The sequence below is a fragment of the Pseudanabaena sp. FACHB-1998 genome (assembly GCF_014696355.1).
Classification (GTDB): Bacteria; Cyanobacteriota; Cyanobacteriia; order Pseudanabaenales; family Pseudanabaenaceae; genus Pseudanabaena.
Genome location: NZ_JACJQA010000039.1, coordinates 53,061 through 71,414 on the forward strand (window position 1 = coordinate 53,061; position 18,354 = coordinate 71,414).

Below are 18,354 nucleotides of genomic sequence, written 5' to 3' on the forward strand. Positions count from 1 at the left end.
ACTAAATACGATAACCCGAAGCAAGAAGTTGGGCGACTGACTTAGCGTGATAGGAGAGGATCAAATCTGCACCAGCCCGTTTCATGCTGAGCAAGGTTTCAAACATCACCTTCTTCTCATCAATCCAACCCAGTTGAGCCGCCGCCTTGACCATCGCATATTCGCCACTGACGTTATAGGCGGCAACAGGTACATTGGTTGCGTCTTTAACCTTGGCAATAATATCCAGATAAGCCAAAGCAGGCTTAACCATCACAATATCCGCACCTTCCGCAATATCGAGATAGACTTCCTTAATGGCTTCGCGAGAATTCGCAGGGTCCATTTGATAGGTCTTCTTATCGCCAGATTTTGGAGCAGAACCAAGGGCATCGCGGAAGGGTCCATAGTATGCCGAGGCGTATTTGGCAGAATAGGCGAGGATGCCTACATTCTCAAATCCTGCTTCATCTAAGCCTTGACGAATCGCACCAATGCGCCCATCCATCATATCTGAGGGAGAAACAAAGTCTGTACCTGCGGCAGCTTGGGAAACTGCCATTTTTACCAGTACTTCTACAGTAGGATCGTTCAGAATTACGCCATTGTCATCAATGATGCCATCATGACCATGGGTGGTGAAAGGATCAAGGGCAACATCCGTAAAAATGATCACTTCAGGAACTGCCGCCTTAATTGCTCTGACGGCTCTCTGGGCTAGCCCTTCAGGATTAAAGCTTTCTGTGCCTGTTAGGTCTTTTTTCTCTTCTGGCACAGCAGGAAAAAGGGCGATCGCTTTAATACCTAACGCATAGTTCTCTTCTACTTCTTTTACTAATAGATCAAGAGTAAAGCGATAGGCTTCGGGCATCGAAGGAACTTCAACGCGATTATTCTCTCCTTCCATTACAAACATTGGATAGATAAAGTCATCTACCGACAAATGTGCTTCTCTAACAAGACTGCGGACAGAAGGATTGCGGCGGAGGCGGCGAGGACGGTGTGTGAGTTGCATTGATATTTCTTTAGATATTTCTTGAGTGTTTCTTAACTTTTCTTAATAGATTTGCCGTAAAAGCACTTTGTTAAAACAGAATCAAAACAGACCTTTTCAGTTATGGATTATACCAGAGAGACTACCGCCAAAATGCTCACCAATGATCGCTCTACCTGAGGCTAGGCATTGCAAAAGCAAGCTTGTACTTGTTACAAGCTTGCTTTTACCTACGGGGAGAAGACAACTCTCTGCGCCTTGCTTACTTGAAAAGCGCTATAGAATCTAAATAATCTATAAATAATTAATTACCTATGAAAGTATTTGTCGCAGGAGCCACAGGGCAAACAGGACAGCATATTGTGGCGGAATTAATCAAACGTAATATTTCCGTCAGGGCTTTAGTCCGAAATTTAGACCAAGCTAGGCAGATCTTGCCACCCGAGGCGGAATTAGTTCAAGGCAATGTCCTATTTGCCGACCCGTTAAACGCGGCGATCGCTGATTGTGACATGGTGATCTGCGCTACGGGTGCAAAGCCAAGTCTTAATGCTCTCGAACCCTATCTAGTCGATTATTTAGGCACAAAGAATTTAGTTAATACTGCTAAGGCAAAAAATATTCAACATTTCGCGATCGTTTCTTCCCTTTGCGTATCTAAATTTTTTCACCCCTTAAATCTTTTTTGGTTAGTGCTGTTTTGGAAAAAACAAGCGGAGCAGTATTTACAAGCCAGTGGCTTGACCTATACGATTGTGCGCCCCAGGGGATTGCTGAATTATGAAAAGCAAGGCGGATTGGTTATAGCTGGGGCAGATCAGCTATTTGAAGGCAGTATTCCCCGTACTAAAGTTGCCCAAGTGACAGTGGAGGCTTTGTTTCAGGAGTCCGCCCACAATAAGATCGTAGAGATTGTGACTAGTGCGGATGCAAGCGATCGCCCGATCGCCTTCCCATAAATAAGGGCTGCGCTTCGCGCAGCCCTTATTTTAATTAGCGTTGATTAGTGGGGGTGGGTTTCACAGGCTTAAGCGGAATATTATTCGCTTGGAGCCAGTCCTTACCAACCCGCACCGTTACATCAGACTCTAAATCCCCCGTAGACTCAACTAAAACCTCACCAATCCCCAAGGCTTCACGCACTTTTTCCGCAGTTTCGCGATCGCCATTTTGAGCAATGATCTGGGTCTTCGGTAGAGACTTAGTCCAGCGATCGCTAGCAGGAAAAACTTGTGAATATCCAGCCTTAGACAAAGTAGTAGTAGCTTTTTTGGTTCCTTCAGGCTGAGACAGACTATCTTGAATCGCCACTCTCAAAGATTGGGGACTACTATCGGTAGAGCTAGCATCTGCCTTTTTAAGCACGCCAAAGCTTTGGGACATAATCTTGGCAAGCAGGCGATTATCCAAAATCCAGTAACTCAGGTTGTCAAATTCCCCAGGATTGCTAAATCGCCCAGGAGCCATGTGCATCTGAATATTTTTGCGATCGATTTTAGACGTATAACCAGCAAGGGCTAAAACCTCTTCAACGGAGAGATTCGTATCAATATTGTCCTTAACAATGGCAAGGATTTCGGAAAACTTGGTAATACTTTCAGGCTTTAGCTTTTGATCGATGAAGGCGCGAAAAAATGCTTGTTGGCGTTGTACGCGACCAATATCGCCTAAATCATCATGACGGTAACGCATATATTGAATAGCCTTGCTACCGTTTAGCTTTTGCTGCCCCGCATTGAGATTAATGTATAGATGTTGGCTATCGTCTTGATATTTCATCTTTTTGGGGACATATACATCTACCCCACCAAGGGCATCGACGAGCTTGCCAAACCCATTGACGTTAAAGCGAATGTAGCGATCAATCGGAATATCGCCTACTAATTGGCTTACGGTCTGAGCCGATAGCGAGGCTCCACCTGCGTAGTTAGCAAAATTAATTTTGGTTGTGCCTACGCCTTGAATATTGACGCGACTATCACGCGGAATTGAAAGAACTGAAACTTTTTGGGATGCGGGATCAAAGCGGATCAGTAGCATGGCATCGCTCATGCCGTTGAAATTGTTGTCAACTTCAGCTAAATATTTGCCTTTAGGTCTGGTTTGAGCATCAGGGAGATCGGAGGTGAGGATAATTGTCCCTAAAACTAGGATATTGACAGGACGTGACAGAGTAGGCACACCTGCGATCGCCGCCGTCATACTGTCGGAGTTGCGATTAAAGACAGCCGCTTCATCAGCCGAAAGTTGACGCTGCTGAAAAGGTCTACTGCTTAGTACAAAAGCTAAGCCTGCTCCTAATCCCCCCGATAACAGCGCGACAAACAGAACGAAAAAGATCGTCCATTTAGGGCTGATAACGTTTTTTTTCTTAGATGGATTATTAGCCAACCGCGATTTTTGACCTAGATTAATGGGATTTGTTGCCACAGGTAGAAAATGCTCCTCACGACTGAATATTTGCTTCAGCGATCGCCCAGCCCTGAGCAAGGATGGGACTCAACACACTTTAGTTTTTTACTCGGGTTTTGCCCTGCTGGGAGAGATGGGAGTCCCTCTCAAGAAATTTCTCAAGATTTTTGCACAGGGTTCTTGAGTTTTTTAGACTAATTTGCATCTAACTTTAGCACTGTATTGTAACTTATCGTTACAATTGCCGAACCAATATGTAGTACAAAATCTGAAAAAATCAATTTCTTGGCACGGATAATACTACATATTTACCGATTTGGATAAATATCCCGCACCTTACATGGTTATTTGTCGAACCACCGTTAAAGCAGAATAACTTACGCCTGCGGTTCCTTCCCCCGGATGCGTAGAGTCACCGACTAGCCAAATATTTTTGATAGGGGTGCGATTAGCAAAACCAAAGGGGCCAAAAGTAGAGACGCGCATTCCCACGCCGCCCACAATGCCGCGATCGCGTCCTGTGTAACGCTCAAAGGTTTGCGGTGTCGCCGCCTCGACATGAATAATAGTCTGCTCATTGAGATAAAAATAGGTACTTAACTGCGCGATCGCCCGTTCGGTAAATCTCTTTTTGAGTTCTTGATAATCCTCACCACCGTACCAAACCGCCGCATCGGTAAATTCCGAAGCAATAATGGTCGCTTTACCCTCTGGAGCGCGACCATCTCCCTCTTTGCTCACGGATACAAATAACGAATGGGGTTTGGTGCAGGAATTATTTTTATGGGCTTCTTCATAGGCTTCTAGGAATTGCAAATGCGGCGGACAGCCATCGGGAATTGCGGCGCGATCTACACCTAAATAAACCACAAACGCCACAGCAGCAGGTTTGAGATTCTCAACTCGATTAACATAGCCCTTAGGCGCAGCATCTCCCAAAAGCTGCACAAAATTATTCACCGTCACATTTGCCACCACATGATCCGCCTCATCCCACCAGATTTCTCCTGTTCTTAAATTTTTTACTTTGACCTGTTTACTTTTGCCGTGATCAGCGATCGCGCTAACTTGATGCTGCATTAACACTTTCCCGCCATCCCTCTCAATACTTGAAATGAGGCGATCGCTTAAAACTTGCATACTTCCCTTAAGATGGGATAACCCTAATGGAGTTTGAGAAACTGCTAAAGCCGTTGCTGCATAGAGCAGAGCCGTCTCTTCAGCATTCACTTGTGAATAGAGCTTCAATTGCAAATCCAGAAAGGTGCGTAATCTTTGGTCATTTGCTAATCCAAAACCACGCAAAGCATCGCCCACAGTCGAGAAGGTATAGGGAACTGTTGCCAAGGTATCGATTCGCAAAGCTTTAACTAATTGCCATACATCCCAAAGATTACGAGGTGGCAAAATCGGATCGCGAGACTGAAAGCGCCAACTCCGCCAAAATAAGTCTTCTAGAAAATTCCAAAATGGTTCGCTATTAGGAAATTGTCTTTGGCGTTCTAGTTTCCATTTGTGGCGATCGCGCCAGACATTAATCGGTTCTGTCTCATTGGGCAAAAATACCGCACAGGCTGGATCGCAATCGGTCGCTTCAGGAAGTTCTATTTCGAGTTCTTTAAAAATGCGATCGTGAATCCCACCCGATTCTAATCCCGCCACCTGTGTTGCTCCCACATCAAATGTAAAGCCGCGCCGCTTAAATGTCGATGCACAGCCACCCGCCACGATCGCCAAGTCATAAACAACGACTTCATAGCCCCGCTTTGCCAACAAAGCTGCCGCCGTTAAGCCGCCGATTCCCGCCCCAATGACAATTATTTTTTGTTTAGATTTACTCAACACTAGCTATGACTGATTAACAATTCTTAATCTAGTTTAAGCGATCGCCCTCACAGGAGCTATTTCACTCTAAGTAATACCAAATCACGAAAGTGTTGGCACACTTTTGTGATTTAAAAATCAAATCCAGTAAGGTTTTTAAATTAAGAAATGGCGTAGCCATTTCTTAATTGGTATTATGCTATGGCAAAAACCAAAAAGCAAGTTGCGGCGCGAAGCGCCGCAACTTGCTTTTGGGTTTTTATGTCCTAAGCAAAACTTACATTGCTATATTTATTTGATAATGGTGATTCCTAATTTCGATTTTTGGCGTTTTAGCCATAGCTAGGAAAACTTGCTATAATTAAAAATTGTGATTATTTTAAGAGCGTAAGTTTTGATAGAACGCTATACATTGCCCGAAATGGGTCGGTTATGGACGGATCGCCATAAGTACCAAACTTGGTTGCAAGTTGAGATCGCAGTTTGCGAAGCACAGGCTGAACTAGGATATATTCCTGAGGATGCTGTCGAAGAAATTAAGGCGAAGGCAAACTTTGATGCCGATCGCGTCAATGAAATTGAGTTAACGGTCAAGCACGACATGATTGCGTTTTTGACCAACGTAAATGAATATGTAGGTGATGCAGGACGCTATATTCACCTCGGTTTGACTAGTTCCGATGTGCTAGATACGGCTCTAGCAGTGCAATTAGTCGATAGTTTAGAAATCATCCAAGCCCAGTTAGAAGAAGCAATCCAAGCCATTCGCTACCAAGCCCAACAACATCGCTACACGATTATGTCGGGACGGACGCATGGTATCCATGCCGAGCCAATTACCTTTGGATTTAAGCTCGCTGGCTGGTTAGCGGAAATGTTGCGCCATCGCGATCGCCTATTGAACTTAAATAAAACGATCGCCGTCGGCAAAATTTCGGGCGCAGTGGGTACTTATGCCAATGTCGATCCACGTATTGAAGCGATCGCCTGTCAAAAGTTAGGACTACAGCCCGACTGTGCTTCGACACAGGTAATTTCTCGCGATCGTCATGCGGAGTTTTCGCAAGTATTAGCCCTAATCGGCGCATCAATCGAGCGCTTTGCGGTGGAAATCCGTAACTTGCAGCGTACCGATGTTCTCGAAGTCGAAGAGCATTTCACCAAGGGACAAAAAGGTTCCTCGGCAATGCCTCACAAGCGTAATCCGATTCGCTCAGAGCGTTTGACAGGTATGGCGCGTTTGTTGCGTGGCTATGCGACCACGGCTCTGGAAAACGTTGCCCTATGGCATGAACGTGATATTTCTCACAGTGCGGCGGAACGGGTATTGCTACCTGATAGCTGCATCCTCACCCATTTCATGCTCAGGGAAATCACGGATTTGACCAAAAATCTGTTGGTGCATACCCACAACATGGAGCGCAATCTCTATTGTTATGGTGGTGTGGTCTTCAGTCAGCAGGTGTTGCTGGGACTGGTCACTAAGGGCTTGAGTCGTGAAGATAGCTATGCGATCGTTCAGAAAGCTGCACACCTTGCATGGAATAAAGCTGATGGTGATTTCCGTAAATTGATTAGCGAAGATGAAACTGTACAGAAAACTTTCTCTGAAGAAGAGTTAGCCGCTTGCTTCGACCCTAATAAGCATCTGAAGAATCTCGATCAGATTTATCAAAGATTGGGAATATAAAAAAGGCGGCGCGATGCGCCGCCTTTTTTATTACTCAACTGCAAAGGTAATGGCGACTACGGCGCGGATATCTTTGTCGATGGTTGTGGTGTTGTATGCGCCACTGTTGCTGACTTCGGTGGAATATCGGGCGGTAATTTGGAAGACATCGGTTTCGGCTTTGCGGATTGTGCCAAGGCGACTGCCTGAGACATTGAGGATCGCTTCTCCTCTAGATTTAGCATCTTTAGTTGCTTCCGAAATCATATCTACTCGCAATTTGCCAAGCTCAGTATAGAGATATTCCGCAGGCTCAGAGATAAAGGGCAGACCATCATTAATCAAATCCGTACTCGATCGCGCGATCGCTGTAATTGCATCGACATCTTTGGAACGAATTTCAAAGCGTTGGACTAGGCGATAGGCAATAGTTCGACCTGTTTGTGCGCCATTACTATTGGTTTCGGGAATGGGTTGGGTATCGATCGCACTCAGGGTAATCGCATCATTGGGAATATTTTTGCTCTTGAAGTAGGCTTGTACTTTGTCGGAATGGCGTTTGAGTTCTTGATAGGCAAGGGGCAATGTGGCTTGCTGACTAGAAACGGAACTTCGCCAAATCACAAAATCGGAACGAATCGGACGGGTTGAGGAACCAATTACCGTCAGGTTGTCATTTGACCTCAGCGATCGCAGGGCATTTCCTGCAAGATAGGCGCTACCGACTAGGGCGATCGCGATGGCAAGCATTCCACTAAATAGTTGGGGAAATGCTTTGGAATTTTGGGTGTTGGATTCTGGTAGCATGGCTTTGAGGGAAATCATGGCTAAGTTAGCTGACGCAGATAGAGGGGATAGGTTACAAGTTGAAATAAATCGCAATGTTGGGCTAGGTCGGTTTTTACTATGTCGCGGACAATTTATACATAGCGATCGCTGGTAGGATAAATTTGCTATATAGGGTTAAACTTTAGGCACGATCAGAATTTTGTGAGTGCATGAGACAAAAGGTATGAGCGATCGCATCGAACAATTTCAGGCAGCTTCGCGTAATTTGCAGTTACAGCCTCTTTTGACTGACGAAGATCGCCAAAAGTTTATGGTGGATTATGGCAGCGAGTGCATTGATATATTGGAGCAGAAAATTTTAGTTTGCGATGAAAATACAAATCAGTTTGTGTTTGCGGGACATCGCGGCTGTGGCAAATCGACTTTGTTATGTGATTTTGCTCAGCAAATGGAAGGACAATTTTTTACGGTATTTTTCTCAATCTCTGACTTGATTCAGATGAAAGAGATTAGCCATATTAATATTTTGTTTGCGATCGCCTTAAAGATGATGGAAAAGGCGGAACAGGATAAGGTCACCATTGCGGATGATAAAAAACAAGCTTTTTTTGATTGGTTTAAGGAACGGACTAAGACGGAAACTGTTGAGATCAAAGGGCAGATGAGTCTGGGTATAAATCTGTTTGAGGTGATTAAGAGCAAACTCTCAACGGAACAAGGTACTAAGGAAGAGATTAAGACTAAGTTCACACAAAATTTTCGTGATTTGATTGATACTTTGAATGCGATCGCTACAGAAATTAAGCTGGCGACTAAGTTAGAAATATTGGTGATTGTTGACGATCTGGACAAGGCTGATTTGGCTCAAATCGATGATATTTTTCAAAAGAATCTCAAGGCTTTACTTCAGCCTAAATTTATTATTATTTACACAGTGCCGATCGCCACGATCCGCGATGGTAAGTTAAAAAAATATATTGAAGATGAGACGAGCAACCGCATTTTTGTAATGCCTGTGTTAAAGCTTTATCCGATGGGAGAAAGCCGTAAACCTCATGGAAAGCCAAATTCTAATGCGATCGAGATTTTGCAATCGGTATTAACGCGGCGGATCGATCCTGATTTGTTTGAGGCAGGAGTTGAGGAGCAGATTGCGCTGAATAGTGGTGGTGTGCTGCGTGAAGTAATGCGAATTACGAAGGAATGTTGTGATTTAGTTTTGGTAAAGTTGCGGCAGCAGATGCGTCGAAAACAAAATGTCGATGATTTGAAAATTGATCAAGGGATTTTGGCTGAGGCTCTCGATAATATTCGCAATGATATGAAGATTACTTTGAGTAAGAGCGATCGCCAAATTTTGCTACAAACCTATGAAAACTATACGCCTGACGATCCCAAACAGCAGGAGTTTCTTGATTTGTTGCATAATCTTATTGCGATCGAATATCGCAATCGCGAGAGTTGGTATGATGTCCATCCTTTGATTGTGGAACAGTTAAAGATTGAGAAGATGATTTGATCCCCCTCAATCCCCCTTAAAAAGGGGGAAGAAGAAAAGAAAATTCTCCCCCCTTTTTAAGGGGGGCTGGGGGGGATCTCCACTCTGAAACGTAGCAAAAAATCATGTCCGACCTAATCCTTCTCAATGAAGAAAATGCCAATGTTTACGATCGCTTGGTCGTATCCCTTGAGGCTGGATTGGGAACGTTGCAGATTTTGATCGCTGTGTGTGATAATTCGGCACTGAAGCAGGAGGTGATTAGGCGCTATGAGGCGGAGTTAGAGGCGGAGGGGGTAAAGGTCTATCGGTTGGCGTTAAATCCTGATGAGCCGAGTTTGTTACAGGCTTTGATTGATGGCAAGATTGATAAAAATACACAGGCGATCGCTACGGTATTAGGTGCAGAGAAGTTAAGTAATTTGGGTGCAAATAATCGCGAAAGGTTAGATAGTTTTTTGGGCTATTTGCAATGGACGCGGGAGGCTTTGCGGGGTTATCCTCTGCCAATTGTGTTGTGGTTGCCTTCGGCGCTATTAGTGGAGATTGCTAAAAAAGCGCCTGATTTTTGGAGTTGGCGCGGTGGTGTGTTTAACTTTGGCTTTGCGAAGTTGGATTTCTCAAAGGTGGTGTTTAGTAACAATAGAGATTTTGTGTCAGCCCAAAGCGATATTTCTCAAAGCTCAAGTTCTGTTCTTTCGGTAAAACAATTAGAAGATTCCCTTACAGAAGCAATTAAGACTTGGGGTGAAGATAGCGCTAATACGGAACCAGTTTATGCTCAGTTAGGGAAGCTTTATGCAGAAAGGGTTAGAGGAAATAAAACGGAAGATCGAGAAAGAGAAACTGTTTTAGCAGAAACATATCTCCTACGGGCTATTGATATACAAAAAACATATAAACGCAGATCCGATCTTATATATTCGCTAAATAGTTTGGCTGATATGTATAAGTTTCTTGGCTATTGGGATAAAGCTGAAGCACTTTATAAAGAATCTCTAGTAGAATTGCGAGAAGAACTAAATAATAAAGAAAGAATTGCATTGATTTGGGGGCATTTGGGAGACATTGAGCGCAATCGAGGCAACTGGGATGCGGCGGAATCTCTCTACAGGCAATCTTTGCAATTGTTTACTGAATTAGGCAATCGCGTGGGTAAGGCAGCATTTTGGGAGCGGTTGGGAGAAATCGAGCGCAATCGAGGCAATTGGGATGCGGCGGAATCTCTCTACAGGCAATCTTTGCAATTGTTTACTGAATTAGGCGTTCGCGCGGGTATGGCAACTTCTTGGGGAGCATTGGGATATATCGAGAATATTCGTGGCAACTGGGATGCGGCGGAATCTCTCTACAGGCAATGTTTAGCAGTTAAAGAAGAATTAGGTGATCGCGCGGGTATGGCAACTTCTTGGGGATTATTGGGAGACATTGAGCGCAATCGAGGCAACTGGGATGCGGCGGAATCTCTCTACAGGCAATCTTTGCAATTGTTTACTGAATTAGGCGATCACGCGGGTATGGCAACTTCTTGGGGAGCATTGGGAGAAATCGAGCGTAATCGAGGCAATTGGGATGCGGCGGAATCTCTCTACAGGCAATCTTTGCAATTGTTTACTGAATTAGGCGGATTATATCTCATTGCTGAAGGGAATTTTGATTTTGCCTTACTCGAAAAACAACGCGGCAATCTCACTCTTGCTCAGCAATATTATGACAAAGCCAAAACCATCTATCAACAACTCGGTGCGATCAAAGACTTAGAAGAAATCGAAAAGGAATGGCAAACTTGAATTCTATGGAACTAACTGCTTTACTAATTCTGCTGGTGACCTTAATAATAGACTTCTTAGAAACCATTTAAGAATTACTTTCTGCGATCAAAAACTTTAAGAGATCCCCCTCAATCCCCCTTAAAAAGAGGGAAGAATTAAATTCTCCCCTCTTTTTAAGGGCGTTAATATACTTGAAGCACCAAATATCTAGACCCCCCTCTAACTCCCCCTTGGAAGGGGGAGAACTCAGACTTCCCCCCTTCCAAGGGGGGACTGAGGGGGGTAAGAATTTGTAAAGTGTGTCAAGTATATGAATGCCTTTTTAAGAGGGGCTGGGGGGATCTAGACAATTCTTAAATGGTCTCTTAATTGAACTGCTCAGCCCAATTGGCAATCCAATTGAGGGTTTTATGCACGAGTTCGGGAGTTTCGGCTTCGCAATAGAGCCGCAGCAAAGGCTCAGTCCCACTAAAGCGCACTAAGAGCCAACTACCATCAGCCAAACGGAACTTAAAGCCATCAGGAGCTTGAGCATCAATTACTTTGCGTCCTGCAATTTCCGTTAACGAGAACTGCTGAAGCGTCGCCACTAGCTTCTCACGGGCTGCCATGCCCGACAGCTTCTTATCAATGCGATCGTAGTGAGAAAAGAAATTAGTTTGCTTCTGCAAGTCGCCATACAGAACGCTCAAATCTTTACCTGATTGCGCGATCGCCTCCAATACATACAAAGCCGACAGCAAAGCATCTCGCTCAGGAATGTGATTGCCATAACCAACACCGCCAGACTCCTCGCCACCCAATAGACAGGGAATTCCCGAAAGCATTCTTTCGGCAATATATTTATAACCAACGGGAGTTTCGTAAACGGGCAGATCAAAGAGAGCCGCTACTTTCGGCATTAGATCAGAACCACTAATGGTTTTAATCAATTCGCCTTTAAAGCCACGATTTTTGGCGAGATGTTCCAAGAGAATCGGAATTAAAATTTGCGAACTTAAGAAATTGCCTTCGCTATCGATCGCCGCAATGCGATCGGCATCACCATCAAAGACAAAACCTACCAAAGTCTTTTCAGGATGAACATGGTGGTAGGTTTTAACTTGGCGAAAGAGTTCAGCAATATAACGGGGTAAAGGCTCAGGGGCATTCCCTCCAAAGAGAGGATCACTGTCGCTATTGATTTCCATCAAATTAGATGGAATATCTGGCAATTCTAAAATTTTTGCTAAGCCACCTGCGGCGGCTCCATGCATCACGTCGGCAAAGACCGTCAACTTTCCCTGCGCGATCGCCTCTTTGATCGCCTCAATATTCACCTTGCCGCGCAGAGCTTGACAATAACTTGCCCACGCATCAAAGGTTTCGATTTTGCCCTTTTGAGGAGTTTCATAGACAAAATCACCACGTTCTAAAATTTCCTCAACCTTAGCGGTGATATCTGGCGAGACGGAGCCACCAAAAGCGCCCTTAATTTTTAAGCCTGAGTAGTTCGCGGGATTATGGCTAGCCGTGATTACCAAAGCTCCTAACGCCTTGCGATCGTAGGCTGCCCAGCTAAATGCAGGTGTCGGCGCAAAGTCATCGGCAAGCAACACATCAAAACCGATCGCGGCAACAACTTCGGCAGTACGTTTAGCAAAAGCATCGGACATAAATCGGCGATCGTAACCGACAATAATCGTATTGCTACCTGATTCACCAAAGGTAGCCCGCAAAATATGGGCGGCGATGGGCGCTACGGCTGCTAAGCGATCGAAGGTAAAATCATCAGCGATGATGCCTCTCCAACCATCTGTACCAAAGCGTATGGGAGGATACAATGGAAATTTGCCTTGCATAAGCCTTTATCAATTTCTTCTAGCTAAAGTTTAACTTGAAGCATACCTATAAGTAGCTAGGCATAATTAATTACAAACCAAAACCCGTAAAGTTGCGCCCCTTTTGGGTGCAACTTTACGGGTTTTGGTAATTTATTTTGCACAAGCACTTAAGTAGCTAGACACAATTAATCATAAAAACCAAAAGCTGTGGCGATCGCGGCGAGTGCCACAGTTTTTGGTTTTTATAATGATATGTTGTTATTTTAAGCACAATTACTCTCAACTCTATGCCCCGTATTAAACTTGAACCCCTCGGCATAAGCATCAACGTCTCAGCAAATAGTGGTCTATGGCGATCGCTTAAACATGCCAAAGTAGAATTGGCAGCAACCTGTGGGGGACAAGGAACTTGTGGAACCTGTGCGTTAAGAGTTTTTGAAGGAGGTAGTAGCCTCAGTCCCATGCAAACCCTTGAACAAATAACCCTTAAAAATACCCGTAAGGATTTATCGCTCTACCGTCTGACCTGTCAAACATCGGTAGTAGATGAGGGAGTTGTGTTTTATTTAGACAATAAAGCCGATAAGAAATTAGTTCAGATTTTCTCCCGATTAAAAAACAAGCTAGCTCCACGCAACATTTATCATCCTCTTTCTGGAGAGTTACTTATCCAAGAGGGAAACTTAATTACTCAAGAAATTTTAGAGAATTTACTCAGCGACGCTTAAGATATTCCCCCAAGAAAAACAAGGAGGTGCTTTGCACCTCCTTGTTTTTCTTGGGCGATATAGCAAAGCAAAAGTTAGCCAGTACAAACCAAAACCCAAGAAGCGAGTGGCGGTGCGATGCGCTGCCACTCGCTTTTTGGGTTTTATGTCCTACCAAAAGTGGCTATGGCTATATTAAAAATTACATACTTTTTTTAATTTTTAATACCTTGTTAAGCCAAGGGTTATAAACTGATCACAAAATCAGTTACTCTTATATCTTTAATTAACTGTCCAAATTTAGGTTTCTGCTGTAGTAAGGAAATTATCTATTAATTTAGATGGAGTAAGCTAAAAATCTATTTTTAACTTTCTCTACTTACTTTCTCTTCTATTAGTATCCGAAATCTTTTACAAAGACCCATTTTTTAATTGTTTTTTAATTAATTATTTTATAATTGTTTAATCATTTTAAATTCACCTTATTTAATAACTATTAAATTCTCAAATTAATTATCAATGAACTTTATTTAAAAAACTTTTTATTTAATCCAAATCAATATCAATTCTTGAAGGATTACGACATATTTAACAATCAACTTTAAAAATTGCTCATGCATACATTAACAATGAACAATTCTGATTCTTTCTTTGAAGAATTGATAGATTCGTCTATGTACCCTCAAAAGCCATTAATTCATCTGGCTTTAGCGGAGTCAAAGCCATCAATATCTCAAACAATTCTTCAAGAAATCAAAAAGGATAATCGCTGGGTTCCTGACGTTTGCTCCAATTTTTCACAATTGGAAGAAACAGTTAATTCCCAAGCTTCTGATCTAATTTTATTAGGTAAATTAGAAGACATCAGTTGGGTAGAAGCCTGTCGTCGATGCTGCAAAAAATGGCAAGATTTGCCAATTATTTTGTTGGTTGAGCAACTCGATGTTGGTGAATTCTTTAAACAATGGGCAATTGATCGCGGTATACATGACGTGGTGAGTATTCATCCTCAAAATGTACACCTCTTTCAGAAAGTCTTAATTCGTAATACGCTTAAACTTGTCCTCCAAAATTCATCTGTCCAGCGAAGTAATCCGGTCGCCATTATTGAAGAAAATAGCGACACCTTGACATGGGAAGCAACCTTAATTGCCCTGAATCGTTTGACTAAGTATAGCGCTGGTTATTTAGGTCCCCTAGCGATCGGCAATTACTGGAAAAAAAGCCATGCTAGCTTAGTTTCCCTCCATCCCTCGCTAGAGTATTGGCAAGTGGATTATCAAGGGCAAATTAGCTGTCCCTTCATTTCTGAACAAATTGCGCCTCTGACTGCCGAGCAGTTGCAAGATGTTCAAACATGGGTAAGGGCTTTCTTGAAAGAATGTGAAAGGGTTATTATTGATTTCTCACGCATATTGAAGACTAAATCTCTATCTGCTGAGGTTTCCAAATTAATTGCCACCGTTAAATAGATCTAAGTGAAACAAATAAAGCTGCAACCTTTAAACCAAGATGTGGAGGTCTTAACTGATAGTACTTTACTCAGTGTTTTGCTAACACAGGAAATGAATGTCCTTCAAGCCTGTGGAGGTCAGGGAAGATGTGCAACCTGTCATGTATACATTCAGGATGGTCAAAGTTTTCTCAGTCCTAAAAGTGAACAGGAACTCTTAACCCTGAGCTTCATTACCACATCTAAAGAAAATTCTCGTTTGGCTTGCCAAGCTAGAGTTTGGCAGGATGGGGTAGTTATTGAAGTTCCACAGGGTATGTATATTGGTTCGCTCGGAGAATTAAAAAGCCTCATCGGACGACGCGCCCAACATAACTTAATTCATCCACTTACGGGTGAAGTTTTGGTTGAAGAAGGCAAATTAATTTTGCGATCGGCGTTAGAAAAAATGGCGGAAATTGACTCCAGTTTTGCCACCGATTTAAGTCAAATTTTATTACCGCCAAAATAATCTATCGCTTTAGATGAATAATTAGATAAATAGCAAGTTTAAGGCTGATTTATCTCACTCAAGATCTGAGGTTATGTATTGAAATCAAGCAATCTAAGGATTCCCCATGACAAAATCTACTTTTTATAATAATGGAGAGACTCTGCTTCCATTAACGTCGCTATCACAGGTCTGCCATTATAGCCGCCATACTTTTTTTAAATTCAATCAATCTAAAGGACAAATTCACGACTGGAATCAGCATAAATACATGTTGGCTAGTGATGACTTTATCGTTTCTTTACTCAAGGGTTTAGAACATGAAGTGGGTGAAGCTTCGGGCTGGTTGATGTACTTGATCGGTAAAGATTGGGGAGCGGAGGATGCCAAAAGTTTTAAGCTATGGTTTGAGAGAGATTTTCAGTTAAGCGTTAATAAATCTAGCCTCAGTTTTGCTTTAGAGACTTGGTGGTGGCCATTGACGGCTCAAGGTTGGGGTAAGTGGAATGTGGATTTGAGTTCGATTCGGGAAGGCTTTATTTTTATTGATTTATATGACTCGGCAGTCGCAAAGTCGATGGGCAATATTGGTAAGCCTGTATGTTTTCTGTATGCGGGGTTACTAGCAGGATTTTTTTCGGTGATGTTAAAGCGTGGTTTGAGTAGTACAGAAATTCAGTGCTATTCAATGGGTAATAATTTTTGTCGTTTTTTGATTGGTTCAGAGACTCGCATTAAGGCTGCGGAGTTTTGGCTTAGCTCTGGAGCAACGGCTCAAGAAATCGAGAAAAGACTCCTAGATCATACAGGTGCAGGTGATGCGGAGGTAATTCGCTCTACTAATCAGGGAGGTAAGTAAATTGAGAAAATCTAAGCGCAATCAAAACTTTTTTGTAAGCTTTTTTAAGCAATTTTTCCATTGGCTAACTAGATTAGTAAGAGGAGTTGTTAATGGTTTGCGAGAATTTTTTATCGCCGATCTAGAGCAAGATACTTTTGAGCGATCGCCTAAATCTGAAGGCTTTAACGATGAAAATTTCGATCATCTAAATTTCGATCATTTAAATAATGATGTAATTATCGTAAATCGTCCCAAACCTTTTCTGCTGGGATTAGAGGATCTTCCTAATTTAGATGTAATGACCACTAAGGACTTAATTGGACAAATTAATTGGAAAGTGGAAAGTTCTGAAATTCAGGTAGCGAAGGAAGAAGATTTAACTTTATTGGAGGATTTGCTCGCTAATTTTCCTGAATCTTGAACCTTCTAAATCTTAAATTCTATTAATATCAATCTAATTTAAAAACTATGCTTACTCTTTTAGAAAATGTTTTAGATCGTGCCGATGGTTCCTATATTGCGGCTGAAGATCTGCAAACCTTAGATCGCGCGATCGCTTCTTGGCAGCAACGTCGGGCAACCTATGACTTGATTCAATCTAAGGAAAATGTAATTTTGGCGCAGGTAATGCAGCAGATTCAAATTACGGCTCCTGAGATGGTGACAAAGATGACTCCAGAAGGAGCTAATAAGTGCAATCGGGATATGGCTCTGGTGCTGCGCTATTGTGCTACGGCGATGCTATTGCAGGACGCGGATTTGCTAAAGGATCGGTTGCTCTATTGGATGCAAAATATCATGGTGGCTTTGCAAAAGCAGCGACTTAATGATGTGCTTTATCGCTCTTTGCTTAAAGCCGTAAAGGAAAATCTTCCTAGCGAAAATTCTAGTTTGCTCATGCCCTACCTTGCGATCGCCCACCAATGGTTAAGCCAATGATATCTAGTTCAATTCCTAGCAATTACTTTTCACCTCGTTTTTATGTTAAATCCGATCCTGCAACGGGGTTAATGTCTACGCGCCAAGGCGATCGATTAGTTGCCGTACCAGATTTTCTATTGCGAAGTATTCATCGAGCGCTTCAGTCGGAGGCAGGTCAGGCGGGAACTCTCGCACTCTATACCTTTGGCTTTAGTTGGGGTGGTTCTTTTTACGATCACATTCGAGGCGAAATCGAATCCTATCAAGGAAAGACGATTATGCTCACTAATGCGGTGGAGTTCTTTGCGACCATGCGTCAACTTTGGACAGTGCATGGCATGGGCAATATCTCTATTGACTTTAGCCATCGCCAGCATGGGCTAATCGTGGTCACTACTGAGAATTCAATTTTAACCACTGGTAGCGAAATTGGCTTACAGTCGAGCAATTTACCTTGGCATCAGCTACAGGCTGGATTCATTGCCGCATGGTTTTCGCGATGGGCAGGTAAAGATATTCGCGCCTGTGCTACGGATTGGACTGAGCCAGTTAGCGAATCTCCCGAAGGTATAGATAGTCAGGATATGCAGGAAAGTCATACTACTTTTTTAGTTGGTTCCGCTAGCAAAATTCAGAAAGTGGAACCTTGGATCAAGCAGGGAATGCGAACTGCTGCCATCATAGAGAAGTTAACAGTTTCCTAAGAGACATATAAAACCAAGAATTAGACGTTGCGGCGCGAAGCGCCGCAACGTCTAATTCTTCACTGGGAAGGGAGTAGCTATCATCTACGGCGCAAAGCGCTATAGATGATAGCTATAGCTGTCGCCAAGTGTATTAGGACGCAGAAGCGGCCAGAACAGATTCCATGGCATCACGTAAATTGTCAGAATTGCGTAAAAGTTTGCGAATTCGATGCTTCAACCAAGCCCAACATTTTTCAATGCGATTGAGGTCAGGAGAATAAGCAGGAAGATAGACTAATTTACATCCAGCCGCTTCAATTAATTCGCGAATTCTACCACCGTGATGAAAGGTAGCATTATCGATAATTACCCACTCCTTGGGTGAGAGTGTAAAGTGAAATGTGTAAAGTCTGGGATGTATGCAGAGAGATAATCTAGCCACACAATAACTAACACAAAAACCGATGAATATTCGCAAAGAATTGCTAGATGAATT

The 18,354-nt window shown here is 43.0% G+C and carries 17 protein-coding genes; 11 read left to right on the top strand and 6 right to left on the bottom strand.

Translation table 11 applies throughout. The annotated features are described in order from the left end of the window. Position 1 precedes the first annotated feature (1 nt). Positions 2-994: a porphobilinogen synthase gene (gene hemB / locus H6F42_RS16455; RefSeq protein ID WP_190400452.1), complete on the bottom strand. Its 993-nt coding sequence runs from the start codon at positions 992-994 to the stop codon at positions 2-4. Positions 995-1,287: 293 nt separating this feature from the next. Between hemB and H6F42_RS16460 the strand changes: the two genes are divergently transcribed. After that, positions 1,288-1,932: an SDR family oxidoreductase gene (locus H6F42_RS16460; RefSeq protein WP_190400453.1), complete on the top strand. Its 645-nt coding sequence runs from the start codon at positions 1,288-1,290 to the stop codon at positions 1,930-1,932. A 34-nt stretch (positions 1,933-1,966) separates the two neighbouring features. Here the strand turns inward: H6F42_RS16460 and H6F42_RS16465 are convergent, their stop codons facing one another. Further along, positions 1,967-3,463: an LCP family protein gene (locus tag H6F42_RS16465; protein WP_242018481.1), complete on the bottom strand. Its 1,497-nt coding sequence runs from the start codon at positions 3,461-3,463 to the stop codon at positions 1,967-1,969. Positions 3,464-3,721: 258 nt separating this feature from the next. Next, entirely contained in the window at positions 3,722-5,230 is a 1,509-nt protein-coding gene (gene crtD / locus H6F42_RS16470; RefSeq protein ID WP_190400454.1) for a C-3',4' desaturase CrtD, read from the bottom strand. A gap of 373 nt (positions 5,231-5,603) precedes the next feature. Here crtD and purB point away from each other — a divergent pair, with 373 nt between their 5' ends. After that, positions 5,604-6,899, top strand: a complete 1,296-nt coding sequence (gene purB, locus H6F42_RS16475; RefSeq protein WP_190400455.1) for an adenylosuccinate lyase — start codon at positions 5,604-5,606, stop codon at positions 6,897-6,899. 30 nt (positions 6,900-6,929) lie between these two features. Here the strand turns inward: purB and H6F42_RS16480 are convergent, their stop codons facing one another. Further along, positions 6,930-7,703 carry an SIMPL domain-containing protein gene (locus H6F42_RS16480; protein WP_242018482.1) on the bottom strand — a complete coding sequence of 258 codons (774 nt, stop codon included), beginning with the start codon at positions 7,701-7,703 and terminating at the stop codon, positions 6,930-6,932. Between the two features lie 169 nt (positions 7,704-7,872). Between H6F42_RS16480 and H6F42_RS16485 the strand changes: the two genes are divergently transcribed. Together H6F42_RS16485 and H6F42_RS16490 are read left to right on the top strand one after the other, a co-directional pair. Beyond that, complete coding sequence (locus tag H6F42_RS16485) at positions 7,873-9,186, top strand: P-loop NTPase fold protein (protein ID WP_199289081.1); 1,314 nt, start codon at positions 7,873-7,875, stop codon at positions 9,184-9,186. A 104-nt stretch (positions 9,187-9,290) separates the two neighbouring features. Next, on the top strand, positions 9,291-10,955 hold the full coding sequence (locus H6F42_RS16490) for a tetratricopeptide repeat protein (protein ID WP_190400456.1): 1,665 nt from the start codon (positions 9,291-9,293) through the stop codon (positions 10,953-10,955). A 347-nt stretch (positions 10,956-11,302) separates the two neighbouring features. Here H6F42_RS16490 and H6F42_RS16495 read toward each other — a convergent pair whose 3' ends face one another. Further along, positions 11,303-12,778 carry a phosphoglucomutase/phosphomannomutase family protein gene (locus tag H6F42_RS16495; RefSeq protein ID WP_190400457.1) on the bottom strand — a complete coding sequence of 492 codons (1,476 nt, stop codon included), beginning with the start codon at positions 12,776-12,778 and terminating at the stop codon, positions 11,303-11,305. Positions 12,779-13,047: 269 nt separating this feature from the next. Between H6F42_RS16495 and H6F42_RS16500 the strand changes: the two genes are divergently transcribed. The 7 genes from H6F42_RS16500 to H6F42_RS16530 all read left to right on the top strand — a co-directional run bounded on the left by H6F42_RS16500 (position 13,048) and on the right by H6F42_RS16530 (position 17,876). Continuing rightward, entirely contained in the window at positions 13,048-13,488 is a 441-nt protein-coding gene (locus tag H6F42_RS16500; RefSeq protein ID WP_190400458.1) for a 2Fe-2S iron-sulfur cluster-binding protein, read from the top strand. A 593-nt stretch (positions 13,489-14,081) separates the two neighbouring features. Then, on the top strand, positions 14,082-14,939 hold the full coding sequence (locus H6F42_RS16505; RefSeq protein ID WP_190400459.1) for a hypothetical protein: 858 nt from the start codon (positions 14,082-14,084) through the stop codon (positions 14,937-14,939). Between the two features lie 6 nt (positions 14,940-14,945). Then, positions 14,946-15,431 carry a 2Fe-2S iron-sulfur cluster-binding protein gene (locus H6F42_RS16510; RefSeq protein WP_190400460.1) on the top strand — a complete coding sequence of 162 codons (486 nt, stop codon included), beginning with the start codon at positions 14,946-14,948 and terminating at the stop codon, positions 15,429-15,431. A 106-nt stretch (positions 15,432-15,537) separates the two neighbouring features. After that, complete coding sequence (locus H6F42_RS16515) at positions 15,538-16,269, top strand: V4R domain-containing protein (RefSeq protein WP_190400461.1); 732 nt, start codon at positions 15,538-15,540, stop codon at positions 16,267-16,269. 1 nt (position 16,270) lies between these two features. Further along, positions 16,271-16,672, top strand: coding sequence for a hypothetical protein (locus tag H6F42_RS16520; protein ID WP_190400462.1), 402 nt, complete (start codon positions 16,271-16,273; stop codon positions 16,670-16,672). A 47-nt stretch (positions 16,673-16,719) separates the two neighbouring features. Next, the gene (locus H6F42_RS16525) at positions 16,720-17,190 is read left to right on the top strand and encodes a phycocyanin (protein ID WP_190400463.1); all 471 of its coding nucleotides are present in this window, start codon (positions 16,720-16,722) and stop codon (positions 17,188-17,190) included. Continuing rightward, a complete protein-coding gene (locus H6F42_RS16530) occupies positions 17,175-17,876 on the top strand; it encodes a hypothetical protein (protein WP_242018483.1) in 702 nt (233 codons plus the stop codon). The genes H6F42_RS16525 and H6F42_RS16530 overlap by 16 nt, the downstream gene beginning before the upstream one ends. A gap of 133 nt (positions 17,877-18,009) precedes the next feature. Here H6F42_RS16530 and H6F42_RS16535 read toward each other — a convergent pair. Beyond that, positions 18,010-18,354, bottom strand: a 345-nt coding sequence (locus tag H6F42_RS16535; protein WP_206755009.1) for a transposase, incomplete at its 5' end; no start/stop codon positions are given.

Coding starts and splice junctions, on each gene's coding strand:
- hemB (WP_190400452.1), bottom strand. CDS start 994: ATGCAACTCACACACCGTCCTCGCCGCCTCCGCCGCAATCCTTCTGTC.
- H6F42_RS16460 (WP_190400453.1), top strand. CDS start 1,288: ATGAAAGTATTTGTCGCAGGAGCCACAGGGCAAACAGGACAGCATATT.
- H6F42_RS16480 (WP_242018482.1), bottom strand. CDS start 7,703: ATGATTTCCCTCAAAGCCATGCTACCAGAATCCAACACCCAAAATTCC.
- H6F42_RS16490 (WP_190400456.1), top strand. CDS start 9,291: ATGTCCGACCTAATCCTTCTCAATGAAGAAAATGCCAATGTTTACGAT.
- H6F42_RS16495 (WP_190400457.1), bottom strand. CDS start 12,778: ATGCAAGGCAAATTTCCATTGTATCCTCCCATACGCTTTGGTACAGAT.
- H6F42_RS16500 (WP_190400458.1), top strand. CDS start 13,048: ATGCCCCGTATTAAACTTGAACCCCTCGGCATAAGCATCAACGTCTCA.
- H6F42_RS16505 (WP_190400459.1), top strand. CDS start 14,082: ATGCATACATTAACAATGAACAATTCTGATTCTTTCTTTGAAGAATTG.
- H6F42_RS16515 (WP_190400461.1), top strand. CDS start 15,538: ATGACAAAATCTACTTTTTATAATAATGGAGAGACTCTGCTTCCATTA.
- H6F42_RS16525 (WP_190400463.1), top strand. CDS start 16,720: ATGCTTACTCTTTTAGAAAATGTTTTAGATCGTGCCGATGGTTCCTAT.
- H6F42_RS16530 (WP_242018483.1), top strand. CDS start 17,175: ATGGTTAAGCCAATGATATCTAGTTCAATTCCTAGCAATTACTTTTCA.